The sequence below is a fragment of the Bacteroidota bacterium genome, assembly GCA_016714535.1.
GTDB lineage: Bacteria > Bacteroidota > Bacteroidia > AKYH767-A > OLB10 > JADKFV01.
In genome coordinates, this window is sequence record JADKDR010000005.1 from 134,745 (window position 1) to 158,831 (window position 24,087).

At 37.8% G+C, this 24,087-nt stretch carries 29 protein-coding genes and 2 pseudogenes; 9 read left to right on the top strand and 22 right to left on the bottom strand.

The genetic code is table 11. The annotated features are described in order from the left end of the window. Positions 1 to 24: 24 nt before the first annotated feature. The 3 genes from IPO27_08170 to IPO27_08180 are packed head-to-tail and all read left to right on the top strand — an operon-like array spanning position 25 to position 3,120. Complete coding sequence (locus tag IPO27_08170; GenBank protein MBK8846499.1) at positions 25 to 1,323, top strand: transglycosylase domain-containing protein; 1,299 nt, start codon at positions 25 to 27, stop codon at positions 1,321 to 1,323. Next, complete coding sequence (locus IPO27_08175) at positions 1,278 to 2,372, top strand: hypothetical protein (protein MBK8846500.1); 1,095 nt, start codon at positions 1,278 to 1,280, stop codon at positions 2,370 to 2,372. The genes IPO27_08170 and IPO27_08175 overlap by 46 nt, the downstream gene beginning before the upstream one ends. A gap of 16 nt (positions 2,373 to 2,388) precedes the next feature. Beyond that, positions 2,389 to 3,120: a menaquinone biosynthesis protein gene (locus IPO27_08180; protein ID MBK8846501.1), complete on the top strand. Its 732-nt coding sequence runs from the start codon at positions 2,389 to 2,391 to the stop codon at positions 3,118 to 3,120. A 6-nt stretch (positions 3,121 to 3,126) separates the two neighbouring features. Here IPO27_08180 and IPO27_08185 read toward each other — a convergent pair whose 3' ends face one another. Beyond that, entirely contained in the window at positions 3,127 to 4,971 is a 1,845-nt protein-coding gene (locus IPO27_08185) for a gliding motility-associated C-terminal domain-containing protein (GenBank protein ID MBK8846502.1), read from the bottom strand. Between the two features lie 170 nt (positions 4,972 to 5,141). Here IPO27_08185 and IPO27_08190 point away from each other — a divergent pair, with 170 nt between their 5' ends. Further along, positions 5,142 to 6,728, top strand: a complete 1,587-nt coding sequence (locus IPO27_08190; protein ID MBK8846503.1) for a glycosyltransferase family 39 protein — start codon at positions 5,142 to 5,144, stop codon at positions 6,726 to 6,728. Between the two features lie 49 nt (positions 6,729 to 6,777). Here the strand turns inward: IPO27_08190 and IPO27_08195 are convergent, their stop codons facing one another. After that, positions 6,778 to 8,283, bottom strand: coding sequence for a T9SS type A sorting domain-containing protein (locus IPO27_08195; protein ID MBK8846504.1), 1,506 nt, complete (start codon positions 8,281 to 8,283; stop codon positions 6,778 to 6,780). After that, the gene (locus IPO27_08200; protein ID MBK8846505.1) at positions 8,232 to 9,020 is read right to left on the bottom strand and encodes a hypothetical protein; all 789 of its coding nucleotides are present in this window, start codon (positions 9,018 to 9,020) and stop codon (positions 8,232 to 8,234) included. Before IPO27_08200 ends, IPO27_08195 begins: the two co-directional genes overlap by 52 nt. 98 nt (positions 9,021 to 9,118) lie before the next feature. Between IPO27_08200 and IPO27_08205 the strand changes: the two genes are divergently transcribed. Next, positions 9,119 to 10,315, top strand: coding sequence for an alanine dehydrogenase (locus IPO27_08205; GenBank protein MBK8846506.1), 1,197 nt, complete (start codon positions 9,119 to 9,121; stop codon positions 10,313 to 10,315). Between the two features lie 312 nt (positions 10,316 to 10,627). Here the strand turns inward: IPO27_08205 and udk are convergent. The 19 genes and pseudogenes from udk to IPO27_08300 form a co-directional block, all read right to left on the bottom strand. After that, positions 10,628 to 11,226: pseudogene (gene udk, locus IPO27_08210) on the bottom strand (uridine kinase). Between the two features lie 80 nt (positions 11,227 to 11,306). Beyond that, positions 11,307 to 11,603: a hypothetical protein gene (locus IPO27_08215; protein ID MBK8846507.1), complete on the bottom strand. Its 297-nt coding sequence runs from the start codon at positions 11,601 to 11,603 to the stop codon at positions 11,307 to 11,309. After that, positions 11,561 to 11,797: a hypothetical protein gene (locus tag IPO27_08220; protein ID MBK8846508.1), complete on the bottom strand. Its 237-nt coding sequence runs from the start codon at positions 11,795 to 11,797 to the stop codon at positions 11,561 to 11,563. The genes IPO27_08215 and IPO27_08220 overlap by 43 nt, the downstream gene beginning before the upstream one ends. A gap of 352 nt (positions 11,798 to 12,149) precedes the next feature. Continuing rightward, entirely contained in the window at positions 12,150 to 12,332 is a 183-nt protein-coding gene (locus IPO27_08225) for a hypothetical protein (GenBank protein MBK8846509.1), read from the bottom strand. Positions 12,333 to 13,074: 742 nt separating this feature from the next. After that, positions 13,075 to 13,377, bottom strand: a complete 303-nt coding sequence (locus tag IPO27_08230) for a hypothetical protein (protein ID MBK8846510.1) — start codon at positions 13,375 to 13,377, stop codon at positions 13,075 to 13,077. A gap of 70 nt (positions 13,378 to 13,447) precedes the next feature. After that, positions 13,448 to 13,648, bottom strand: a complete 201-nt coding sequence (locus IPO27_08235; protein ID MBK8846511.1) for a hypothetical protein — start codon at positions 13,646 to 13,648, stop codon at positions 13,448 to 13,450. 528 nt (positions 13,649 to 14,176) lie between these two features. Further along, on the bottom strand, positions 14,177 to 14,692 hold the full coding sequence (locus IPO27_08240) for a T9SS type A sorting domain-containing protein (GenBank protein MBK8846512.1): 516 nt from the start codon (positions 14,690 to 14,692) through the stop codon (positions 14,177 to 14,179). A 46-nt stretch (positions 14,693 to 14,738) separates the two neighbouring features. Beyond that, positions 14,739 to 15,281 carry a hypothetical protein gene (locus IPO27_08245; GenBank protein ID MBK8846513.1) on the bottom strand — a complete coding sequence of 181 codons (543 nt, stop codon included), beginning with the start codon at positions 15,279 to 15,281 and terminating at the stop codon, positions 14,739 to 14,741. 1,822 nt (positions 15,282 to 17,103) lie between these two features. Then, on the bottom strand, positions 17,104 to 17,721 hold the full coding sequence (locus IPO27_08250) for a hypothetical protein (GenBank protein ID MBK8846514.1): 618 nt from the start codon (positions 17,719 to 17,721) through the stop codon (positions 17,104 to 17,106). Beyond that, positions 17,669 to 17,917, bottom strand: a complete 249-nt coding sequence (locus IPO27_08255) for a right-handed parallel beta-helix repeat-containing protein (protein ID MBK8846515.1) — start codon at positions 17,915 to 17,917, stop codon at positions 17,669 to 17,671. Before IPO27_08255 ends, IPO27_08250 begins: the two co-directional genes overlap by 53 nt. Further along, positions 17,886 to 18,593 (bottom strand): hypothetical protein, encoded by a 708-nt coding sequence (locus IPO27_08260; GenBank protein ID MBK8846516.1) that lies wholly within the window; start codon positions 18,591 to 18,593, stop codon positions 17,886 to 17,888. The genes IPO27_08255 and IPO27_08260 overlap by 32 nt, the downstream gene beginning before the upstream one ends. Before the next feature lie 495 nt (positions 18,594 to 19,088). Then, entirely contained in the window at positions 19,089 to 19,358 is a 270-nt protein-coding gene (locus IPO27_08265) for an ATP-binding cassette domain-containing protein (protein ID MBK8846517.1), read from the bottom strand. Between the two features lie 93 nt (positions 19,359 to 19,451). Further along, positions 19,452 to 19,664 (bottom strand): ATP-binding cassette domain-containing protein, encoded by a 213-nt coding sequence (locus IPO27_08270; GenBank protein MBK8846518.1) that lies wholly within the window; start codon positions 19,662 to 19,664, stop codon positions 19,452 to 19,454. Between the two features lie 23 nt (positions 19,665 to 19,687). After that, the gene (locus IPO27_08275; protein ID MBK8846519.1) at positions 19,688 to 20,134 is read right to left on the bottom strand and encodes a hypothetical protein; all 447 of its coding nucleotides are present in this window, start codon (positions 20,132 to 20,134) and stop codon (positions 19,688 to 19,690) included. Further along, positions 20,115 to 20,321, bottom strand: coding sequence for a hypothetical protein (locus tag IPO27_08280; protein MBK8846520.1), 207 nt, complete (start codon positions 20,319 to 20,321; stop codon positions 20,115 to 20,117). The genes IPO27_08275 and IPO27_08280 overlap by 20 nt, the downstream gene beginning before the upstream one ends. Before the next feature lie 315 nt (positions 20,322 to 20,636). Next, entirely contained in the window at positions 20,637 to 20,801 is a 165-nt protein-coding gene (locus IPO27_08285) for a hypothetical protein (GenBank protein ID MBK8846521.1), read from the bottom strand. Positions 20,802 to 20,803: 2 nt separating this feature from the next. Then, a complete protein-coding gene (locus IPO27_08290) occupies positions 20,804 to 21,010 on the bottom strand; it encodes a hypothetical protein (GenBank protein ID MBK8846522.1) in 207 nt (68 codons plus the stop codon). Continuing rightward, positions 21,003 to 21,173 carry a hypothetical protein gene (locus IPO27_08295; protein ID MBK8846523.1) on the bottom strand — a complete coding sequence of 57 codons (171 nt, stop codon included), beginning with the start codon at positions 21,171 to 21,173 and terminating at the stop codon, positions 21,003 to 21,005. The genes IPO27_08290 and IPO27_08295 overlap by 8 nt, the downstream gene beginning before the upstream one ends. A 98-nt stretch (positions 21,174 to 21,271) precedes the next feature. Further along, positions 21,272 to 21,466 carry a hypothetical protein gene (locus tag IPO27_08300; GenBank protein MBK8846524.1) on the bottom strand — a complete coding sequence of 65 codons (195 nt, stop codon included), beginning with the start codon at positions 21,464 to 21,466 and terminating at the stop codon, positions 21,272 to 21,274. 266 nt (positions 21,467 to 21,732) lie between these two features. Between IPO27_08300 and IPO27_08305 the strand changes: the two genes are divergently transcribed. The 4 genes and pseudogenes from IPO27_08305 (at position 21,733) to IPO27_08320 (ending at position 23,990) form a co-directional block, all read left to right on the top strand. After that, positions 21,733 to 22,014 (top strand): response regulator transcription factor, encoded by a 282-nt coding sequence (locus tag IPO27_08305; protein ID MBK8846525.1) that lies wholly within the window; start codon positions 21,733 to 21,735, stop codon positions 22,012 to 22,014. A gap of 252 nt (positions 22,015 to 22,266) precedes the next feature. Further along, a complete protein-coding gene (locus IPO27_08310) occupies positions 22,267 to 22,374 on the top strand; it encodes a hypothetical protein (GenBank protein ID MBK8846526.1) in 108 nt (35 codons plus the stop codon). Positions 22,375 to 22,656: 282 nt separating this feature from the next. Continuing rightward, positions 22,657 to 23,606, top strand: a pseudogene (locus IPO27_08315) (nitronate monooxygenase). 48 nt (positions 23,607 to 23,654) lie between these two features. Beyond that, positions 23,655 to 23,990, top strand: a complete 336-nt coding sequence (locus IPO27_08320; protein MBK8846527.1) for a hypothetical protein — start codon at positions 23,655 to 23,657, stop codon at positions 23,988 to 23,990. Positions 23,991 to 24,087: the final 97 nt, after the last annotated feature.

Here is a 24,087-nt window from a genome sequence, read left to right on the forward strand (position 1 = left end):
TAAGGACGGGGTATTAATAAAAATATGTGGCAATCGATAGTTAAGGTTTTTAAAGCACTACAACTTAGAAATTATATCAGCAATAAGTTCATCTTATGGCCTGTGCGTATCGTATTATGGATGGTTGTATACGTTGTGGCTTTGGAGCTTAACTTCCTTTGGTTGTTTGGTTATACTCCTAGTTTGGAAGAAATACGCAATCCGGAGGTTGCCATTGCTTCGGAAATAATTTCGAGTGATAGTGTTATTATAGGTAAATATTACACAGAAAACCGCACCCCCATTACATATCAAAGCATTGCACCAGTAGCAATAGATGCGCTTGTAGCGACTGAAGATATACGATTTTATAAGCACAATGGTCTTGACATATACGCACTTCTCAGTGGAATGATTAGCACAGCGCAGGGTGATCAGCGAGGTGCCAGCACCATAACACAGCAGTTGGTCAAGAATATGTTTAAAACCCGAAAGGAAATCAATCAGGGACTGCTGCAATATGTTCCATATGTGCGGGCGGTAGTTTATAAAACCAAAGAGTGGGTTACTTCGGTAAAACTCGAAACTTTTTATAGCAAACAGGATATTCTCGAAATGTATTTTAATACAGTTGACTTTGGGAATAATTGGTTTGGAATAAAGGTGGCAAGTCAAAATTATTTTAGTAAGCAACCTTTAGAATTAGAATTAGAAGAAGCTGCATTGCTTATTGGAATGCTGAAAGCTACCAGCAGTTACAATCCTATTAAACAAAAGAAACGAAGCCTCGAAAGGAGGAATGTGGTTTTGGGGCAAATGCTCAAATATGAATTTATAAGCAAAGTAGCTCATGATAGTGCAGTGGCCTTACCCATAAGCCTGTCGCTTAAGCAAAAGAAAAAAAGCGATGAGCACGATTCGTACATCCGCGTGCAGGCCGAAAATATTTTGAAATCGTGGTGCGATAAATATAAGTACAACTTATACGAGGATGGTCTAAAGATTTATCTGACTATTGATTCACGATTACAAAAATTTGCTGAGGATGCCACACGTGAGCATATGAAAAAATTGCAAAAGCAATTTTACCAACAGTGGCGCGGTCAAAATCCATGGCGTAATGAAGATGGTGCTGAGATTCCTCGCTTTATTGAGGACAATATAAAGAACACGCCAATCTATTTAGATTTAATCAGGCAGCATGGCGAAAAAAATGATTCCGTATGGAAACTGTTGCGCACCCCAAGGCAATGCGGGTATTTACACACGAAGGGCCAAAGGATACTACATTATCATCTATGGATTCGTTGCGTTACTATGCAAAAATTTTACGTGCAGGCATGATTTCTTTTGATCCATTTACAGGACACATAAAGGCGTATGTTGGTGGAATTGATCATAAGTTTTTTAAATACGATCAGGTGTTTCAAAGTAAAAGGCAGCCGGGTAGTACCTTTAAGCCATTTGCTTATTTAGCTGCTATAGATTGTGGCTTTACACCTTGCGACCGCTTTACCGACAAGCCCGTTAAAATACGTTACGAGGGTGGACAAGAGTGGGAACCTAAAAATGCCAATGAAAAATTTAGTTATCGCAATATGACATTACGCAGGGCATTAGGCCGCAGTTGTAATTCGATAACGGCACAACTTACCGATTCGATAGGTTGGGGAGAAGTAATAGAATACTGCAAAAAACTTGGCATCAAGAGTAAGCTTGATTCAGTGCCATCTATATGTTTAGGCTGTAGCGATGTCAGCTTGTTTGAACTGGTAAATGCGTATGGCACTATGCTTAATCTGGGTAAGCGCACTGACCCCTTGCTTATAACCACCATTACCGATCGTAATGGTAAAGTATTGGCAACGTTTACGCCTAAATTTACGCAAGTCGTAAATCCAGAAACAGCCTGGCTTACCATTTTTATGCTTATGGGTAGTATACAGGAACCCGGTGGAACCGCATCGGGATTGTGGGCTTATAAGGTGTTTGATGATGGAAATGAACTTGCTGGCAAAACGGGCACTACCAGCAATTACAGCGATGGTTGGTTTGTAGGCATAACAAAAAATCTGGTAACCGGTGCATGGGTTGGTGCCGATTATCGCAGCGTGCATCTGAGGTGGGGATCGGGGCAAGGAGCAAGCACCGCATTGCCCATTGTAGGCAAATACCTCGAAAAAGCACTGCACAGCAAAGGAACCGGAGTACAACGAGGCCGCCTAAGCAAGCCGCCTATTAAAATTCGTAAGGAGTACTGGTGTCAAAACCAGGATGATATTTACATGCGAGATTCGTTACGTAAAGATTCGGTTATTAATACTGCGATTGATTCAAGTATAAATTTCGAATTGCCTTTACCGGTCGAAATACTTAAAGATTCATTGCAATAACACTTTTTTTGGTGGTATGTTAAGAGTAGCAGCAGTTTCCTATTTAAATACCTTACCATTTATTTTTGGTTTACAACAATCGCCTTTACAATTCGAGCTTCAATTGCATTATCCCAGCCGCTTGTTGGATATTTTTAAAAACAATGAGTGCGATATTGCCTTACTGCCGATTGCTGCATTGAAACTTATTCCCGATGCTCAAGTCATAACCAATTATTGCATAGGCTGCAATGGGGCGGTAGCTTCCGTAATATTAGCAGGAAACTGCAACATGGATGATGCACAGAGCATATTGCTCGACTATCAAAGCACCACCAGCATTCAACTTACACAGTTGTTGATTCGCGATTATTTTAAACTTAATAAAAAGTTCGAACCGGCATTGCCGGGATATGAGTTGCAATTTGATAAGAATAAATCATTGGCGTTGATAATTGGTGATCGCGCCTTGCAGCTTAAAAATCAGTTTTCGTTAATATATGATTTGGGCGAATTGTGGAAACTGCATACCCGGTTACCTTTTGCTTTTGCTGTGTGGGTTTGTAAGCCAGGTCTTGATGATAAAATGATAAACGCATTTAATAATGCGTTAGCCTTTGGTGTATATAATATTAAGGCCGCTATTGCTTCAAGTAAACAGTATGAAATTGATGAAGCAGAAGCCACTCACTACCTTACTGCTAATATAAATTATCACCTTGATGAGAATAAGAGAAAAGCGATTTCGCTTTTCCTCAAAAGCATCTAGCAACCATTAGGGAATGACAGTTACGCTACCTGTTATGCTTTTCTCAAAAGTAGGACTTTCAAGTACATAAAAATAAACACCCTCACTAACCAATTTTCCATTTTCTGATTTTCCATCCCACATCTTGCTTCTGTCACTATTGCTGTATACCAGGGTGCCCCATCGGTTATATATCTTTAGAGTAAATTCGGCAGGAAGATTTTTTATAAAGAATTCATCGTTTACGCTATCGTCATTGGGAGTAAACACATTGGGAATATTGAGGTAGCAATCCTGTTCAACCTTAACATCATATTGTATTTCGGATGTTTTGCCCAACAGGGTAAGTTTTAATTTGACAATATGTTTGCCTGTATCTTTATAACAAACCAAAGGTGGGTTGTAACTCAAGGCATAGGATGGTTCGCCATTTTCGAACGACCAGTACCAAAAACCATTGGGCTGCGGCACGCTATTGTTTGTAAACTGATAACACAAGTCAGGACATTCACTTTTCTTGCTTGCGCTAAAAGCAATACAAGGAGGCAATTGGCTGCAAAGTATGTTTTGATTTATCTGCAACTGAGCCTGACTAACCTGCGTATCAATTGGAAATGTTGCAGGTGAAGTTTCTATATACGCAATAGACGATGAACTTAAAATTGAATCACGAATGTTCCATTGAAAATTTTGTGTAAAGCAACCTGCCCAACCGCTACTATCGGTACTAAGCATCACTGCATCACGACCACTCCCTACTCTAAAATCGCCTGTTGCCACCATATTGTTTTGATTGTTAATGCATCCGCTAAATAAATAATTGGTAAACAAGGGTGATGCATTGTAACGCTTACTCCAATCTATATTGCCATTAAGATTAGTACGTGTAATGGCCATATCGCGCTCATCAAAGGTGCCAATATCTCCCAACAGATAAAGTTTGCCCAGATGTAATTTTAAAAAGCGAAAGGCTTCGCCTTGCGCAGTAGATGCATCATAAAATTTTGAATACTTAAGGTTAAATGCAGCATCCAGTTTTAGCAAAAAGGCATCGTAGGCAGTAGCTATAAAAGGGGTGCGGCCGGCAATATAAAAGTTACCACTGTTGTCTATTTCCATGTCTTCCGGTTCGGCATCGTAAACGGTGTTGTATAACTTGGCCAATATAAAATTGCCTTGCGCATTGTGCTTGCTGATTGCCAGATTTAAAAATGGATCAGTTATGCTCTTCGCTTTTGATAAAATAACAATCTCATCATTACCTGTTAATTCCAGAGCTACCGGAGTAAGGCCATATTCATAACTGAATTTTTTATAAAAGACCAGTGTTCCGCTTAGGCTTATTTTTACAAGTGCAATCTCGGGATATTGCCCCTGCGTATTTTGTGCATTGGTTACAAAGTATATGTTTTCATTCACATCCAAAATCATATCATCAGTTTGTAAACCACTAAACGGAAATTGCTTACACCATTGCTGATTAAAAGCACTATCTGTTTTAACTATGCATACATGATTGGTTTGTGTGCTATTCGAAATTAGTTGAAAAACGTAACCCTTATCTTTGGTTTGATGCAGGTTAAGTCCAACGCTAACATCTCCTATTTTTAACGTGCGGTAAAATTCAATCGCACCATTGCAATCGGTTTTGATAAGCGTAGTACCAAACAGATTATTAAAGGGTGGGTTAATGCTGCCACTAGCCAGTATAACATAACCGCCATCGGTAGTTTGCACAATGCTATTGCCTTGTTCGGCACCCTGCACCGTTCCAAAAGAAGATAATGCAGGCCCCTGCGCATAAATGTTTTGGGTGTATGCTAACGTAGCTAATAGCAGCATGCACAAAAACATGTTCTTAAAAGCGTTCATTTTTTTTTTTATAAGATGGTAAAAATAATTTCATCGCTACCAGCATTGCAGTTGATATAGAAAAGTTTTCAAATAGAAATTAACCCAATTATTTGAATTTGTATTGCTGTTACGTTAAACAAAATGTGTTTTGTATGTTTGCCATAGTTTATCTTCCCTATTTAAGCTTTATGAATAGTAATAGTAATTCCAGTGGCCTTAGTCGATTTTTGAATATCGATTTTAGAAATGCTGATGTAATTTTATTTCTCCTTAGTGTGGCTTTACTGTTTTTTGTTTTTGGATTTAGCCGGTATCTCTTTCTAATCCCACAAGGTATTCACTTTTGGCGCCAAACCGATAGCCTTTCGTTTACGCTTGGTTATTATTATTTCGAGTCCGGTTTTTTTTCTCCTTCTATTTTAAATGCCGATGCTAACAATTGCCATTGTGCCAGCGAGTTTCCTATTGTGTATTATTTAGCAGCATTATTTTATCGGGTTTCTGTTGAACATGTTGCCGTATTAAAAATCCTAAACACAAGTATTGTACTTATCGGTTTTTTTTATTTCTATAAATTATTAAAAGAGTTGTTTAATGAGCAATTCTATGCATTGGTGTTTACAATGTTATATCTTTCATCAGGTATTTTGTTGTATTATGGTATAGGTGTAATTCCTGATCCTCCAGCTCTGGGATTCACTCTTATTGGTTTTTACTTTTATTATCAGTTTATACAGAAAACATTACTCCGTTACTTATGGCTTGCTTTACTGTTTTTAACGCTTGGCTCACTTATTAGAATCAGCTTTGCCTTAATACCTGTTTCGCTTTTTGCAGTAACTGTACTCAATTATTTATTCAATAAAAAAAGGAAGATCATTCATGGGAAATTGGTTGTTTCATTTTTGATTACAGTTCTAATTTATGCAGGCAGCATAGCTGCATGGAATGTGTATGTTATTAAGTTTAATGAAGCTAATTCCTGCTTCTTTTTCTTAACCAGTATTAATGCAATATGGCAAAAGTCTGATCAAACCATCCATGAAGTTTATCAGCGTGTATCTAATGGCTGGTTTGGCAGCTATTACTATTTTTCGACCTGGCATACATTTTTTGTGTTGGCAGCATTGGCAATAGTTTTGGCATGGAAAAACACATTTAAAAATAACGCTTTTGCGTTAGTGCTGCTTTTGGGTTCCGTTGCATATGTGCTGTTATTTTACTTTCAGTTTTATGATCACGATTACTACTTTCTTGCCTTGCTGCCTGTTATTATGATTATGACCTCATTTGGTTTTGCAAATGTGTTGAAGTTATTTCCACAAATTATCAGAAACCCAATTGCACGCATTGCCCTGGTAGTGTTAGTGTTTTTGAGTTTTAACTTTGCATCTAAAAAGTTGGAGGCGAGGTATGAAACCGGTGAACGTAATTATCACGCGCGTGTTGGATTTCGTTTACGCTATGCCAAAGAAGTGCTTGAAGATTGTGGTGTACCGCAAGATGCAAAGATTGCAGTATTGCCCGAGCATACTCCCAATGGAGCATTGTATTTTTTAAAACGGCAAGGGCATGTTATTGAAGATACCTCCGAGAGTTCGTTTAAGAAAATCAGGCGAGTAATTGACGAAGGCACCGAATATTGTTGTATTACCGATGCTTCCTACTTGCAATGTAATGCCTTAGTTGCAACACTCGGGCAGGAAGTATATGCTGACCGCAACTTCCGACTTTATAAATTTAAGCAAAACGAAAATAAAGTAAGACGCGACTAGTTTTTATTAGCGATCTCTTAAACTGGCAATAAACACTTAGAGCTTACTGTTAACGGTTTACAGCAAATTTTTTTAAAAAAAGTTTATCGTTAATAACAATTTTTGCAATATAATTTCCATTACTCAAATCGTATATGGGTATCGTTATATCTATAGCACCGTTTTTATTTTCTTTCCATTGTTTAAGCATGCGCCCTTCCATCGACAAGATTTCAATAGACAAAATGGGAGTATTAGTTTTTAGGTAAAGGTTGCTTGTTGCTGGATTGGGATAAATAGAAATTCCCGATTCCTGCACTTCTGCCTGGGCTACAGGCAACACATTAATATCGGCCAGATAAGGTTTGCAATTGTAACCATACACAGTAAGTTGTAAGGTATCCTGATTTCCAATTGAATTAAAATTCAATAGTGCCTGCCCGTTTTGCAAGGGCTGCTTATCAAGTAGTTGACCATTATTGCTAAGGCATACCGTAGCGCCATCCTGTTTGTTGCAGGATAATGCAAGCGTATTGTCGTTAAACGAAATAATGGTTGTATGCGTAGCTGCAAGAACAAAGGGAGGTGCTGTGCGCACTTGCATCGAAGGATCGCCAAACAAACACCACGTGTCGGTCATTTCATCGCCTGCAGGGCCGTAGTTATCGTTCATATGCATGCATCCATTGACGCTTATGCCACCAAAACTTCGTTTTATGTTGTTAACGTAAGTTTCGGTAAGTATATCGATAAACTCGTCCTGCGCATCCATGGGTGGCACCCATGATTGATTAATACTTGACATGAGCGTGGCCACAGCTCCTGTAGGCTGACCATTGTATTCGGCACGCAAAAAACTTTCGGCCATACAGGTACCATTATTAAAATCACCATTGGCACATGCTACCGACCAAATATAGGGCCATTGGTTAAAGTTGGTAAGGCTGCTGATGTCGTTGCTATTGAAGCCGGTGGTAGTAAATGTACTGCTTGTACCGTGGCCTGTATACGTTGCCAGGCTTATGCCGTTTTGCAGCTGAGTGTAAAAGTCAAACGCAAGCGGATCTCCGCTTGCATCGTTGCCTCCGGGGTGGGTGCCATCATATAACTCCTGCACGTTGGCATAGGTGTATGCTAACAATTTAGTGCGCAGGTTTCGGGCATGTTCCCAGTCCATTTCGCCATCATCACCCGGGCCGGCATTACTGCCTATAACCGTGGCATGGCCATAATATGTTTTAGTGGTGTCCGGATTTATTTCGTAAGCAAGTATTTTTGCTACCTGCACTTGCAACTCTGCAAGGGTATTTGCCGAAAGCCGGCCAACAAATACTTCTGCATAACTATCATTTCCATTAAGATAGCCATACGAGGGGTCGGCAGCGCCTCCCCAGAAAATTGGCGTTGCAACATCCTGTGCATCGCCCGCAAGCAGAATATATTTTAATTCCGGATGGTTGATATAGTAATTTTGAATATAGGTTTTTATGGCACCTGCATTATTACCAATCTGATTTACATCTATTACTTCGGTAGCTGTGCCAGAGCGAATTTTCCAATCAACGAGTGGTTGCAAAGTAGGGAGTAGCCCGATGCCGCAATTATCAGCATGCTTCCATTTTCATCTACCGGCAGAGGCAGGTTTATACCATTCATAGTTTTGAAAAGCCTTTTGTATGTTTCGTCAAACTCGGTATCAATATTTCGAACGGCAGAAACTTTTGGTGTTTCGCAATCATCCGTGCAAAATAATTCGAGTGCCATGTTTGTATAAACGCGTAGCATGCGCTGCACAGGATTATATTGAAATGGAAATACATGAATGGTTATCCCTTTGAAATCGCGCAGCATAAATGTATGACTTACCCTTGCTGACGATGATGGAAAGAATTCATCTTTTGTGTAACTATCCCCGTATAGGTAGTTTACACTATCCTGATTTATATTGCGGTATAAGTTGCCTTTTGCAGGTAGCAGGTTAACATCTTTGATTTCATAATAGGACGAGGAAGTAATTTTTATCTCGTAATTTCCGGACGATGGGATTATAAATGTTGCGGCAAACTTGGGAACATCGGGGTTCGAAAATGATAAAAGTGGGGTGCTGCCTTTTGCGTTTATTTTATGAACTTGTTGTTGAAGCAGCTTATCATAAACGGTATCTAAATAAAAACTGTCAGAATTAAAGTTGAATTGCAATGGTCCTATAGATGCTATATTCCGAAAAAACACGGTGTCACCCTGTGCTTGCAACCTCGCATGAAATAGCAGCAGCCAAAACGGCAACAAAGTAATAGTTAAATTTTTTTTCATGTCTGTATGCTTTATATAGAACACCTCAAATAAACAAAAAAATTCTTTTTCAAAATAGGATTACTACTTTCGCAGTCCTTTAAAAAAAACGATTCATCTTGAAAATTGGTATCATCAAAGAAGGGAAAACTCCCCCGGATAAACGTGTAGCCTTATCCCCTTTACAATGCAAGCAACTTATACAGCTATACCCGGGCATCGAAATAGTTGTCGAGCGAAGTGGCATTCGCAGCATTCCCGATAGTGAATATGAGGCTGCCGGAATAAAATTAACTAATCATGTATCGGATTGTGATTTGTTATTAGGAATAAAGGAAGTTCCCAAAGAGAACCTGCTAGCAGGAAAAAAGTATTTATTTTTTTCGCACACTATAAAAAAGCAACCCCACAACCGCACCTTGCTTCAAACATTATTAAGCAAGAAAATGCAAATGATAGACTACGAGTGTTTAGTGGATGAATCTGAAAATCGGATAATTGGTTTTGGCAGGTTTGCTGGCATAGTTGGCGCCTACAACACCATCCGCTTGCATGGCTTAAAGTATGGCTCGTTTACCTTGAAGCCTGCTCAGGATTGTGAGCATAAGGCTGAGCTTGAAAAGGAATTGCGCAAAGCGCGATTAAAAAATATTCGTATTGCCGTAACCGGTGGAGGCCGGGTAGGTAATGGTGCATTAGAAATTTTGGGAGGCATGAAAATTCGTAAAGTGTCTGTGTATGAGTATATGATGTTCAGCTTTAATGAACCTGTTTACACACACCTCCACTCTAATGACTATCATGTGCATCAGGATAAGTTACCCTGGAACAGCCCTCACTTTTATGCGCATCCCGAAGAATATATAAGCACCTTTAATAAGTTCAGCAACAAGACGGATATGCTTATTCACTGTGCATTTTGGCATCCCCGAGCGCCTCGGTTGTTTACGTTAGAAGATATGGGCAAGGCTAACTTTACCATACGTACTATTGGAGACATTACCTGTGATATCAATGGCAGTATACCATGCACCACTTTTGCAACTACTATAGAAGAGCCATACTATGAGTGGGAACAGTACGAACGTCAGTATGTTAATGGATTTAGTGAAAGCTCAATTTCTGTAATGGCAGTTGATAATCTTCCATGTTCGCTACCACGCGATGCAAGCGAAGATTTTGGTGCAGAACTAATAACGAAAGTGTTCCCATCATTAATTAAAGCTGAGGATGATGGATTAATTACGCGGGCATCCATAACTAAAGATGGAAAGCTAACCGATCGCTTTACCTATCTTAGCGATTATGTGGCTTAATATAAGATAGTGTAAATTAAAAGGATTGCTTAGGGTAGGAGTGTAGTATTGACATTAGGCTATTGATTTCGACTTTGAAATGGTCACGTGTTTATTGAGAAATTTGATTTGCTATAGATGCCTAAGCTATCACGAACTTTAACCTCACGTTAGCCTTCAGTATATTCTAGCGAAAGCAAGGTCTGCAAACAAGTAGCAAGTATGCGTGCTTACAGCCAAAAGAGAAAAATTTCTTGATTTTGAAGTTTAATTAAAATTAGGGGCAATATAATAACTGAGTGTGAATCAAAAGACCCAACTACTGATTCGACTTCAATAACTTTTGAGTATGGTTGCTACCAGCATATTTATGGCCACTTTGTTTTCGCCCCCTTGTGGAATTATAACATCGGCAAAGCGTTTGGTAGGTTCAATAAATTTTGTGTGCATTTCTTTCACTACCGTGTATCTGTTAATCACCTGATGTGCGCTGCGGCCACGCTCGCGCATATCACGCTCTATAATGCGTATGAGGCGGTCGTCGGGTTCGGCATCTACAAAGACTTTTATATCGCACAAGTCGCGCACACGCTTATCGGTAAATAATAAATGCCTTCTACAATAATTACATTATTTGGCTCTATGTTATTTACTTCTTTTAGTCGGGTGGAAGTAATATAATCGTATAGTGGTTGTTCAATTTTGCCTTTGCGTAGTTCGTGCAAGTGATTTACAAGCAAATCAAATTCTATACTTTCTGGATGGTCAAAGTTTATACCCTTCCTTTCCTCAATCGTAATGTGGCTGCTATTCTTTATAATAACTATCCTGCGAAAGTATAGCAACCTGATTGAGCGAAAAAGAACTCATCACTTCTTTTACCACTGTTGTTTTCCCGAGCCGGAGCCTCCTGCAATTCCAATTATGAGCATGATTATTTTTTGCAAAAATACAAAATGACTTTTGAGTTTCATCATCATATTAAATACGATTAATATAACAATTGAAAAAATCAATAAATATTTCCATTCCTTAATAAATTTCTTCGACAACCTTCCTTATCCGTTTCCAAACATACAACATACATCCCACTCGCCCAACCACTACAATCCACATCCACTGTAGCGTAACCGTTATGTAAGGGCACAAAATTGTGCCCTACCAATACTCCCGCCCATCGTATATACTCACCGTTACATTCTTCCCTTGCAGCCCACCTGCATTTATAAACAACTTCTCCCCATGCAGATATGTAAGTAATTTGAATTACTCCCTCTCCTTTGGAGAGGCCGGGGTGAGGTTTGTCCACTGCAACGTATCACAAGGTGAACCGTAAAGCCGCCCCAATTCATAATTGGGATTATTAGGCAAACCATAATAAGTGCGCTTTGCCACCGAGGTAAAACTAAATGGTGTAAAATTGCAATTATCACTATCGGGCTCATTTATTACATTTAGGTTTTCGTTTATATAGTTGTGCACACTATCTGGAAATGGATACATGAATGTGACAACAGGGTTAACCTCAACATGATAAATAAATTTTTATTGTTTGGCGCCAGTTCTAATAAGCCAGCATAAGCAAGATTTGTTATATCGGCAATTGTATCTTTACTTGCTTGCACATTGGCAGCTTGGAAATCGTATTGGATAACATGATTTAATGAATCCATAATCATTATGCAATTGACTTAAATATAAATACCTATTACTGGCCGAAATTTCTAAATCGAAAAACCATGGAAAGCTATCCACTTGATTTGCAACAGGATTTTCAATTCTTAATCATTACTTAGTTCTCCATTGCATCTGTTAAAACCAAAAACAGTTAATAAACCCCTTCGTTCCATGCAAATTAATTTACTTCCATCTTCGAAAATTGAACAGTGGTTGCATTATCAACAATAGCCTCACCAATATGTTGCTCATGGTGCAAATAAACACTATCTGGTGTAACTAAATAAAAATAAAAAGCACTATCGTAAGGTGGTTTTGTCCACTCTCTCACAACCAGCCACCAATCTCTTGCCATTGCCATGTTGCACTGCCGCTAAGCCATCCGATGCTATAAAGTTAGTGCCTTGCAAGGGTACATTTTTTGAATGACAGCACCACGCCCGCTATCTTGGCTCATGCTCAATTATTGAATAGTAAAACCGAACCGTAGTAACTCCAGCACTAAACATATAATATTTACTTATATCATTTGGAATAGGAACTGCTACATACTCCCTATACCATGCAGTGCCAACTAAGCTATCACCACCAACAGCTATTTTATTTTCCGAATTATAAACTTTTGCAGCTTGAGGATATTGTGCATTTAATGCCTCAATGGACCCTGTTATACTAAATAAATACTTACCTTTTTATCTGCCACACTGCTCGCACTACCTCTTGAAACACATATTGAAGAATCAATTTTTACGCCTATTGTATCAAATATTATTATACAGCTATCACCGAACACCCAAACTGAATTTCTGTTTTGGCCACTACTAAACAGAATAAATAAAAACCACAAAACCCAAAGTGCTTTCATTATTATTTTTAAAAAAAGGGCATCAAAATGATGCCCTATAGGTTACTCGAAATAATTAATTTTGCGTTACCAATACTTAAATCTAAATTGTACAACTGTGCAATGTAAACACCATTTGGAATTGAGTTTATCACCATTTTTAGGATAATGTATTTTCCATTGCATAAGTTGAAGAAACTGTCCTACCATATATATCCGCAATAATTAGTTTTTATTAAAGCTTTTATTACTGAAACCCTCAATCTAGCTTTTTAGCTGGGTTTGGATTTACTTTAATCGTTACTAAATTTAAATTTGTTGCTATTTCTGTCACATCAGCCTTACGCAATCCTAACAAATAATAATCTTCCAAATCTAAATGCAACATAGCACGCGCTATGTAAACCGCCTCACCGCCTTCAATTGCTTTTTGATAAGCGATGCTTTCAAGTTGTGCGCGAGTCGCAGAATCTAATTCTAATTGCTCGTTATCTATTACATGGTCGAGATAAATTTGGCGGAGTACTTTTAAATTGGTATTGATTTGATTATTCGTGCTCATCGCACTTACTTTATCTGAGCCGCTTGCTTATTCTTGGCGGCTATGTAATCGCGCACATCTTCAAATTTGCCTATGTTGCTTTAGCTTGAAGTATCGAAAGATATTCCAAATAAGCTTGGTCGCTGGTGTCAGCCAAGTTGAGCAAGCAACTATCTCTATTGCCTGCACGGTAATACGCTTCATCGTCAAGGTAATCGAAATAAACAGTATCCTCTCCTCCCGCAAGCGTCCTCGCTTGTGGCGCTATAGCGAATTGAGAATTGTATTGCATACCCGTTAATTTTTACGAAGGATAATTATTTATTTCAATCAAAACCCTACTCCTCAACCTTAAGCTCAATTTTATTCTCAACAGCCTTTGCAAACTCCTCCACATTGCAGTAACGTATAGCCTTACCGTTACTAAAAAAAACAAAAACAGAAGATTGCAATTTATTTTCTCTTGCTAATTTTTTAAGCTCATTAGTTCGGCTGCAGTTTTACAAACACGAAATTGAATAACATGGGGTTTAATTTTGTTCCCATTACTTCTTCCATAGTGTGGTTGGTTTTTGTTGTGAAAATATACACGGTGTGCATATTCATAATGGGCAAATTGCAGGCTTGGGCTTTTGCTTTTTGTGTTGCAATGAACATTGCAAAAAAGAGAAATACCAAAATGAGATTTTTCATAATTTTATTTTTTTTTAATTTATTTTTTTTAGCCCTGAAGGGGAGCCAGCCACTTATACAAACAAAATTTTCAATTGTACGCCATTGTTGCGCCCTTTAGGGCAACGGGTGAGCGAAGGCCGCATTTTCACATCTTTATTATTTTCCCTGTAAATATATCATTTCCACCACTCAGCATAACAAAATAAATTCCCTGTTTTATTTTTTCTAAATCTATTTCTGTTTTTTGTTTCACAATCTCCTGTTGCCAAATTTCTTTACCCATTGCATCCACTATTTTTAAAACATAACTTGCATTTTTAAAATCACTCAACTCAATATTTATTTTTGAGGCCAAATGGATTGGGATTGATGCGCATGTTCTTAAAGCCCCTTGGGGGTTTGGGGTTTCGGGCGTGCCCACCCACTGCAACGTATCACAAGGACTCCCAACCAACCGCCCCAAACTATAATTGGGATTGTTGGGCAAACCTGCATAAACTCTTTTACCACCAAGATTAAAACTAAATGGTTGAAAATTACATGCCTTACCAATGCTATCAGGATAATTTATTACGCCAAGATTTTCATTAAACATATTGCGTACACTATCGGGGTATGGATACGCTGGAAAACCCCAATCGTACCAACTAGTAATATACATTTTATTATCAGGGCAAGCGGAATGCGCCTAAAGTAACTGGATTATTTTATTTCATACAATGTATCACAACTTGCAGGTATATCAGTTGCGAATAAATTATATTGCAATAGCATTGAAGTGTCTTTTGGAAATACATTCCACAATTTTGTTGCATAAAACAAACTATCATTTGGCGAGTAAGCCCCTTCCCAAAACCATCTATCAATGTTTGTACTTTGTTCAGGAAAAACAATTTGGGATTTGATAAAATGCCTGTGCATCGGTCAAAATTGTACTCCGTCATTAAACCAGTAATGTTAATGTTCATCAGTTTATTGCCTGGGTTGTTGAAATATATTTTTTGCAAATCGCTATCCACGGCGTTGCCAAAGTCTTGTATTATGGGAGGCGAAATACCTGTTGAAGAAACCAAGTAAACATAAAAACGATTGATATAAGTAAAACCAGCATCATGAATTTTTGTAATTATCCACCAGTCGCGGCCATTACCACTTTGTATAGCTATTAAACAATCGTCAACCCAATCATTGACTATAATTGGGCATTTTTTGGCAATTACTTTTCCTAGGCCACCATTTGCTAATATCAAGTATTGAAAAATAAAAAACCCTTTACAGTATAAACACCACTAGGAAAATAAAATAATAAATTTGTATCATCTAAGTTGTTGCATCAAAAATAATTTGATCATGCTACTCCTATACCAATTATATTGTGCCATTTTCAACTGTATCATTTGTTATGCTACACGGTAGTCACAAAACCTGTTACAGTATTTAGCTATAAAATTGAAGTCGCTATTTGAATCAGAAAGAATGTGCAACTACCTCGACCAACTACGATGCAAATGGAACAACGGATTAGGAATTTAAAGTCAATACCTGCACTGTCACCAAATAACCAATTACCATTCATTTTTTGCTGTACAAAATTTACAAATGCAAATAAGTTATCAAATAAATACTTTTCATTTTATATAATTAAAAAAAAGGTTGTTACAATGCAGCACCAGTGATAATTATTTGATTAAAATTAGTTTATTGGGAATCTGTATTTATTCCATTATATATACAATGAATAAAATAAACGATTGCTTCAACTGGTTGTGCTAATTATCGTTTTAGTATTGTCAATTTGCAATCTCATTAATTTTTTCCAATTGCAATCAATAATCTTCTAAACTCAATTTTATCTGATTTATTTTTTCTAATTAAATAGCTCATAATCTTTTGCAGGGTTTGGATAATAAGTCATTTGCAATTTCAATTACATTTGTTTTTGAATTTTTGGTCGCCCTCTTCTCAAAGGAGGCAAAATATCTACCACATCAATATGGAAATCGCTCTTGCCCAATACACAGCCTCGCCACCATAAAACGGATGGGCTAAGGCAATCTTAAGTTGTTGCTGTAATGGTCGCCATCGTCCAAAATAGAATCAATATTTATTTAATGCAACACTCTTAATACAAATTGTTTATTTTGTTTTATCATTTGCTTGCATCAGTGCATCCACAATTGAATTTGCAGTAATCAATCACCGTCAGTTACTTTGTACAAACTCCGCACCAAATCATACTTGCCATCGTTTGATTCAATTGAGTGTAATTGTTTATCAAATAAATAGCATCTTGGTCACATTTTAATCAAATATAGTTGTGTCCAAATTTGCAGCATCAAAAAATGCTTCTTCGGCAGCATTTCGAAAATATGCAGAGTCGGGGTCGTTCCATATAGTTCATGCTGTTTCTTCAAATACATTGCGCTCTCGATGTATCCTTATCGCACATCAGCGGTGCTATACAACTTGTTATTGTATTATTTACGGCTGTACAGTTACGTATTGCGGATTTGAAGGCACCAGGTGAACAAAGGTCAAATTCATGAAGTCGTATAACCATAATGGGGCGTACCAACTGGCATTCACATTCATCCCATCCACTCTTGCCAATGAATTGCTGGGTCATTATTAACCCATTTATTTCCCCAACTAGCACCAGCTGTACCTTGCCTGGACTTATGGAGTTGCAGCACCTTGTCAAGGTATGCACCGCGGCAACAGTTTGCCATTGTATTAAAATAAAACTGTGCCTGTACACTCGCCTTTCAAAGAAATACCTCGCACCACCATTTTCAGTTTTGTTTTCTACCAAAGTAATTAATAGAATTTTCGTTCAATATTTATTCCTGTAACTAAACTAGTCTTGTTACATCGGGTTTGTGCAAACGAAACTGGTTGTTATTGCATAGCCAAGCAAATTGGCAATTTTGTACATTAGCATACCATATTTGTCTTTGCCATTCAATATCAAAATCGGTTTTGTAATATTAATTGTATTTTATTACATTTAAAACCGTGCGCCATTGCCACACTTTTGAAACCCAAGTAAATTTCGCAACTTTATAGCATAAGCTACATTGCGAGAATTAAATTATCTTCAACATTCAACGTCACCACAGTAGGTAAAAAATTCTGCACATCAATTCCACTTCTACCATAAGCTGTAGGGTCGTAAAATCCGTTTTGGTTTATCATGTTCTTATTTATATTGGCAATAGTGACTAATCGCAAATTATCTACACGAATGCCTATTCCACCTAATGGTGTTTTGGTAATAGAATTGTTGTTAATGTTTAGGGTGTTGGTAGTAGGAGTACCATTTACATTAAGTGCGTAAATGCTTGTAATGCAATTTTCAAAAGTGTTGTACAGGGCATCGAGGGTGATGCGTGTTGTTTTGCCACCAGCAACAAATATTCCAAAATCGCAATTGGTGAAGGTGTTTGTTTTGTTTTGGTCACCAATATTTACAGTGGGGGTGTTATTGTAAGATACTGCGGTAATTGCAGCACAGTAATAAAGTTTTGTCCACGAGGGTATTGCATTGGCGGCATACTGCAATTTACCAATATTATTAAATGTATTATTATAACAATTAAAAGTAGAGCCAGTTGCCAATATGCCAAGCAAATTGCGGTTAAAAATATTCTTTTCGGCCACTGTAGCCGCCAATTTCGAGGGCAGTAACATTATTCAATCGTATGTGGTGTGCAGGGGCAATGCCTGCGTATGGTGCTTTGGTAAGTGGCCCTGCGGCATTTGTAAATGTGTTGCCGGTTATTTTCATATTTGAATAACTGCCTTGATCTAAAAACAAATCGGTATTGTTGCCGGCAAAGGTGTTGTTGGTAATGTCATAGGATACCGTTGTTTTGATTGTGCACAGCTTCTATTGCATCTTCAATAGTTGATGAGTTTGTAATATTTACAGTGCCTCCATTGTTTATAATGCCTTGCCACATATCGCCACAGGCATATAAATAGCTATTGTCTTCAATAATTAATGTCGCATTTTGCTCCACAGTAATTTTTTTTCCGGTAGCTATGGCTAAGGTACAGCCTGTCAATGTGATTGTTGTATTTGAAGCAATTACTATGTCATTATTTACTTCATAAAAACGATTTTGTGCATAATCGTTTACATCAAATTCATTCACAATATCACACTTCCAAACTCCAAGCCCACGTACACAAGCAAAAATATTCTCGCTACAAGCTTCCTTTTTACTTGCATTGCTACTTATTGCAACGCAAACTTTATTTGGTAAATTACCAGTAATATCGCTCCAACAATCATCAACATCACCCGTGTAAGGATTGTAACTACCACGATATACCCTGCCCGTAACAGGCCCTGTACTTGTTGGTTGATAGGCAGTACTTAAATAAATAGTATGACGCCAAGGATTTACTTCTATTGAATTTACTCCTCCATCGGTCTTATCCAGTAAGTCTAAATACATATTAGTAAATATATCGGTAGGTACAGGATTAGTGCCACACGGGTTGTTGTTTACTAAGGTATTCGTGCAAGTAGGAAATTCAGAATTAAATATTTCCACAAGCTTTGGGAGTGTGTTGTATGTTTTGTTAACTAAACCACACAAAACTCGGAAATGATTTTGTCCATTTATTGTATAAGGTACGATGGCTAACTTATCAGGTATAACATCAGCTGTGTTAAATGTAGTTGTACATATAGCGGTCCAACTTAAACCAGCACCGTTGTAACAGTGTGCAGTGTGCTAAAATTTAGCCCAGCAAGTTGATTAATTTTTTTCATTAGATAAATAATTATATTGTTACAATTAAGAATACGGTATGGTAAAAGTATAGATTTAAATTTATATGTTTTACACAAGGTGTATAATATTTTTCTGCCTGAGATTAGCATTTTCACCAATCACAAAATGCTAGCTAGCAGTCTATCGAAATTTTGTACAAGATGCCTTGCTTATTGAGTAGCACTGTAACATAAACTTAATTACCTTTATTACAAATTATTTTCAAACTGCAGTTCGTACAATTTCTGTACAATCCACTTATTAATCAATTCATTATGGGTTCCCTGTTCTTTTGATTTCGCCTTTACTAAGCAGGTAAATGCACGTAGCGTGGTGTATGGTAGTAAGCCTGCGCGCAATTACAACACTTGTTCGGTTGGCCATAAGCGATTGTGTTGCATTAGAAATTAATTTTTCGCTTTCATTATCAATAGAAGAAGTTGCCTCGTCAAGAATAAATATAGTTGGATTAGCCACCAATGTGCGTGCAAAGGCTAGTAGCTGACGCTGACCTGCACTTAATTGTGTGCCTCTCCTGTACATTAAATTCCAAACCTCCCGGCAATTGCTGTATTAAAAGGATGCAGGCCTACACTTTTGCAAGCTTGCTCCACAGTTAGCCTGCTAATTCCATTTTCAAAAAAGTAATGTTATTGTAAATGCTATCTGAAAACAAGAACACATCCTGCTGTACCAGCCCAATTTTTGCGCGCAAACTATGCAGTTCATAATGTTGAATGTGGGTATATCATCAATCATGATTTCGCCCTTTTGTATTTCGTAAAAGCGATTGAGCAACGCGATAATTGTTGTTTTGCCTGAGCCGGTTGTGCCTACTAAAGCTGCCATTTCTCCGGGTTGTATGGTAAAGCTTATATTTTTAAGTATCCAATTTTGATCAGCATCTTTTTTAGTATTATCATATTGGTAAGTAAAATAAACATTTCTAAATTCAATTTTCCCGCGAATGTTTGTAGCACCTGTCTTTCCTGTATTTGTGTTTGTTCATCAGCACCAATTAGTTTTATAATACGTTCGCTGCTAAGCATACCCATTTGTAGAGTATTAAACCCTCTCTGCCAACTCACGTATTGGCCTAAGAGCAAGTTGATGTACATGATAAACGAGACAATAATCCCGAACGATGGTTTGGTATCAAGCATTTGCAGAATACCACACCATAATAACAGGCCTATAGCAGTAGCGCTAAGCAACTCCACCACCGGAAAGAAAATGGAATAATACCAGATAGATTGAATATTAGCTTTACGATGTTGGGCATTTATCTCTTTAAATTTTTTATACTCTTTGCTGCTCACGATTAAAAGTTTGAACAATCCGAATACCTGATAAATGCTCTTGTACAAATGTGTTTAGTTGTGCAACAGCATTGCGCACATCATTAAATGTTCTTTTTATATTTTTTTGAAAAATGCGGGTAGCAATTAACAACACAGGTATCGTACTTAACGATATTAAGGTCAAGCGCCAATCAACATAAAACATAAAAGCAATGATGGCTACTAATTGCAGGTAAATCGCTTATAATTAGTAGTAGGCCATCGGTAAAAATGTCTGCAATGGTTTCCATGTCACTTATCAATCGGTAACAGTAACTCCTATGGGAGTTTTATCAAAAGGAAGTACGGAAGTGCAATAACCGGTGAAATAACTTTTTCGGATATCTTCAATTACCTGCCGCCCAAGAAAATTCGTGTTGTTAGTGTATAGAAATTGCAATATCGAAGAAATCAAAGCAGTACCAAGCATTAATATCACACAAACTATCAACGAGTGTTTGTTGCCCTGCGGATATATTCATCAATCGCTATCTGAGCAATATAGGGCCTTAAGGGTGACAGCAAGGCAAGAGCAAGTGTAAAGAATAACGGTAACAATAAACGTGGAGTTGTATGGTTTCACAGCCAACATTACTTGCTTAAGTAAATTAAAGTCGAACGCCTTACCGCTGTTTTTGCTATCCATGATTAATTTGTATTGCCAAGCATCCAGGGCAAACGTATATACTTATTGTTAATAAATGGGTAGTTAACTCCTGAAAGATAAAGTCCATAAGGTTCTTCATTCTCTCCGGCAAGTTTTCGATCGCGACCATGTAATATGTTTTCAAATTGGGCAACCGTCATTTTTTCACGACCAATGATGAGCATAGTACCAACCAGTGCTCTAACCATACCGCGCAAAAACGGTTCGATTCGATTCTGAAGTAAGTAAAGTCGCCAACGTTGACCCATTGTGCATGCTGAATGCTACAAAGGTTGGTTTTTGCTTGCGTGTTTGTTTGCTCAAACTTTTAAAATCTGTATGCTCCTTTAGTAGTTGGCATGCCTCATTCATTGGCGCAAGATTTAATTGATCGTATTGATATAATGCAAGATGATTAAGAAAAGGATCTTTATAATGAGTAATTACATAATGATAACAGCGAGGTAGCATCAAACCAATACTGCATGGCAACCATCATCAACCGGGTAAAGTCCCAACATGGCTATATCATATCCAACTATGGAATTAAACGGATAGATAAATCGAAAGGAATCGATTGTTTGATTCGTGTCAAAGGAATATAATATTGTGTGGCATGCACACTTATCTGTACGGCCACAACCAATATACTCAATTTGATCCAAGTAGGGTTGTTAAAGCCTTATTTACTGCCTCTTGTATGGTTTTGCATTTTGCTGCACCCTTGCCAGCCACAATAAGCAAAGCCATTATATCGTATTTCGGCAAAGTAACGCAACTATGTTTTTTTTTAATTTGTGCAAAGGTGCATTTTAATTTTTTTCATTAAAATAATTCGATTGGGTTTTTAGTTTGTGTAACGTCTTATCACGAATTGTCGCTATTGCAGCTATATTTGTGCTTCTATACTATTGTACCAAAAATAGCAGGAATGGAAAAAATAAGAGTAGTAGCATTTGATGATTTTGCTGATATCCGTGATATGTATGAGATATTGATAAATGGAGAAGAGGATATGTTGTGTGTAAATTCATTTCCTGATTGCAATAATGTTATTAAGCGTATAGAACAAACATTGCCCGATGTTGTATTAATGGATATTGCTATGCCGGGCATAAACGGTATAGAAGGCGTGCGGCTGTTGAAGTCTAAATTTCCCAATCTTAAAATTATTATGCAAACTGTGTTTGAAGATGGCGACCGCATTTTTTGATGCAATTTGTGCAGGTGCCTCAGGTTACATTCTTAAAATTGACTCCGAACAAATAGTGCAAGCCATAAGAGATGCTCCAAAGGAGGTAGCCCAATGACACCGCTCATTGCCGCTAAGGTATTAGGAGCAACTGCGCATGGTTACCCCTGTAAAACAGGCACAAGAAGAATACCACCTTACCGAACGTGAAAAGAATTATTGCAATTATTAGTGAAGGGTATGAGCTATAAAAATGATTGCCGATAATTTAAAATCAGTTACCATACCGTTGATTCGCATATTCGTAAGATTTACGAAAAGTTGCATGTACATAGTGCTACCGAAGCAGTAAGTAAAGCTATCGAACGTAGGATTATCTAACTATTATCTTCTATTACTTTCTAAAATTTTTTCTGGATTCCCGCTTTAAAGCGAATTGGTAATAGTGAGATTCATTAGCACCCAACAATGTTAGTTTAAGGAACCTTCAAGAATTTTTTAAAACGGAAAAGCGGTTACTTGTGTGATTCTTGTTGTGAACATTGCTGCAAAATAAATGCAATGCATGTTTCATTTTTGCATTAAAGGATTTCCTTTGCTAAAAATAAGGCATCTTGCAAACTGTTTTTTCACAATCATTAAAATCTACGTGCGCCCATTGAAATGGCACCAATGTTTCTGGTATCAAATGAGTCTATGATGCGCGAGGGGTTTGCAGCGGCATTGCCGCTACGTTTTCCAACTTTAAATTACCGTAATGATAATGATCTGAAGCAAGTGCTTCAACGTCTTTTAAGTTTGGACAAAATTGTGTATTCGGGAATGCTTGGTGTAAATCTGATTTGCAGGAAACCAACATTTTTTATAAAAGCATTTGGAAATTTGCAAGCAGGCTAAAGTTCCTTTATACATCACATCGCTAGGTAGCCCGCAACATGTGATTGAAGAGGTAAAACCCTACGGGGCAAAAGTATATTGCGATGTTACTAACATGATGCATGCACATAAGGCAGCAGCTGTCGGTTGCGATGGCTTTATAGCAGTAGGGCAGGGGGCAGGTGGTCATGCAGGCCCATATCCTTTGAGTGTATTGGTACCCGCATTAAAAAGCGCCTACCCCAACAAGCAGGTTATTGCAGCCGGGGGCATAGCTAATGGCAGTAGTATATTAAGCGCCCTGGCAGCAGGAGCCGATGCCGTTTCGATAGGAACACGTTTTATAGCTAGCAGTGAAGCATCGGTTGTAAGGGAATATAAAAGGCTATTGTTGATGCAGGCATGGGCGACATTGTTCTTACTGAGCGATTGAGCGGTACTCCCTGCAGTATCATTAATACCGACTATGCCAAAAGCATTGGCTACAGACAAAACTTTATCGAGCGCTGGTTAAATGCTAACAAGCAAACCAAAAAATATTTTAAAGCTCTGGTGCAGTATCGCGGAGCAAAAAAAAACTTGAAAGGGCAATTATGCCTGGCAACTATCAAAGTTTGTGGAGTGCCGGCCAATCGGTTGAACTTGTTCATGATATACTGCCATGCGCAGAAATTGTTAATAAACTTATAGCTGAAACAGACGAAGAATTTTTAAAATTGTGTAGCCTTTTTTCCTAACCCAAATGAATTGGAAATTAATCATACTGTGTAGCACCAGGTGTAATAATGGGATTGTTATCTGTATTAGGGTACACCCATAAGATAGAGATTTACCTTTGGATTTGCTTTGCCATAGCTACTGCACTTATCCTTGCGCGAAATACAGTAGACCGCTTATTTGTACATGCTTTGCTTATTGGTATTATTTGGGGATTACTTAATGCTATCTGCCAAAAGTTATTCTTCGACATGTATTTCAAAAACAATCCGCAACTGCACCAAGCATTTTCAAAATCTACCTGGTACACCACACATGTTACCCTTGGTTTCGGGTCCTGTTATTGGTTTAATAGCGGGCTTGGTATTGGCGCAATGTCCTTTGTTGCAAGAAAATTATTTTAATAAGGCAATCGCAATGGCAAGGGTTTACCCTCATTTTTTTATTTCAGGTAATTACCATCTTTTTTTATCAGCATGGCTGCTGCTATATTTTGTACCC

What these genes read in the sequence shown, in the direction of transcription:
- IPO27_08170 (MBK8846499.1), top strand. Translation starts at nt 25, where the DNA reads ATGTGGCAATCGATAGTTAAGGTTTTTAAAGCACTACAACTTAGAAAT.
- IPO27_08175 (MBK8846500.1), top strand. Translation starts at nt 1,278, where the DNA reads ATGGATTCGTTGCGTTACTATGCAAAAATTTTACGTGCAGGCATGATT.
- IPO27_08180 (MBK8846501.1), top strand. Translation starts at nt 2,389, where the DNA reads ATGTTAAGAGTAGCAGCAGTTTCCTATTTAAATACCTTACCATTTATT.
- IPO27_08185 (MBK8846502.1), bottom strand. Translation starts at nt 4,971, where the DNA reads ATGAACGCTTTTAAGAACATGTTTTTGTGCATGCTGCTATTAGCTACG.
- IPO27_08190 (MBK8846503.1), top strand. Translation starts at nt 5,142, where the DNA reads ATGAATAGTAATAGTAATTCCAGTGGCCTTAGTCGATTTTTGAATATC.
- IPO27_08200 (MBK8846505.1), bottom strand. Translation starts at nt 9,020, where the DNA reads ATGAAAAAAAATTTAACTATTACTTTGTTGCCGTTTTGGCTGCTGCTA.
- IPO27_08220 (MBK8846508.1), bottom strand. Translation starts at nt 11,797, where the DNA reads ATGTATCCATTTCCAGATAGTGTGCACAACTATATAAACGAAAACCTA.
- IPO27_08225 (MBK8846509.1), bottom strand. Translation starts at nt 12,332, where the DNA reads ATGGCAATGGCAAGAGATTGGTGGCTGGTTGTGAGAGAGTGGACAAAA.
- IPO27_08230 (MBK8846510.1), bottom strand. Translation starts at nt 13,377, where the DNA reads ATGAGCACGAATAATCAAATCAATACCAATTTAAAAGTACTCCGCCAA.
- IPO27_08235 (MBK8846511.1), bottom strand. Translation starts at nt 13,648, where the DNA reads ATGCAATACAATTCTCAATTCGCTATAGCGCCACAAGCGAGGACGCTT.
- IPO27_08240 (MBK8846512.1), bottom strand. Translation starts at nt 14,692, where the DNA reads ATGTATATTACTAGTTGGTACGATTGGGGTTTTCCAGCGTATCCATAC.
- IPO27_08250 (MBK8846514.1), bottom strand. Translation starts at nt 17,721, where the DNA reads ATGTTACTGCCCTCGAAATTGGCGGCTACAGTGGCCGAAAAGAATATT.
- IPO27_08265 (MBK8846517.1), bottom strand. Translation starts at nt 19,358, where the DNA reads ATGTACAGGAGAGGCACACAATTAAGTGCAGGTCAGCGTCAGCTACTA.
- IPO27_08270 (MBK8846518.1), bottom strand. Translation starts at nt 19,664, where the DNA reads ATGGCAGCTTTAGTAGGCACAACCGGCTCAGGCAAAACAACAATTATC.
- IPO27_08280 (MBK8846520.1), bottom strand. Translation starts at nt 20,321, where the DNA reads ATGTTTTATGTTGATTGGCGCTTGACCTTAATATCGTTAAGTACGATA.
- IPO27_08285 (MBK8846521.1), bottom strand. Translation starts at nt 20,801, where the DNA reads ATGGATAGCAAAAACAGCGGTAAGGCGTTCGACTTTAATTTACTTAAG.
- IPO27_08290 (MBK8846522.1), bottom strand. Translation starts at nt 21,010, where the DNA reads ATGGTTAGAGCACTGGTTGGTACTATGCTCATCATTGGTCGTGAAAAA.
- IPO27_08295 (MBK8846523.1), bottom strand. Translation starts at nt 21,173, where the DNA reads ATGAATGAGGCATGCCAACTACTAAAGGAGCATACAGATTTTAAAAGT.
- IPO27_08305 (MBK8846525.1), top strand. Translation starts at nt 21,733, where the DNA reads ATGGAAAAAATAAGAGTAGTAGCATTTGATGATTTTGCTGATATCCGT.
- IPO27_08320 (MBK8846527.1), top strand. Translation starts at nt 23,655, where the DNA reads ATGGGATTGTTATCTGTATTAGGGTACACCCATAAGATAGAGATTTAC.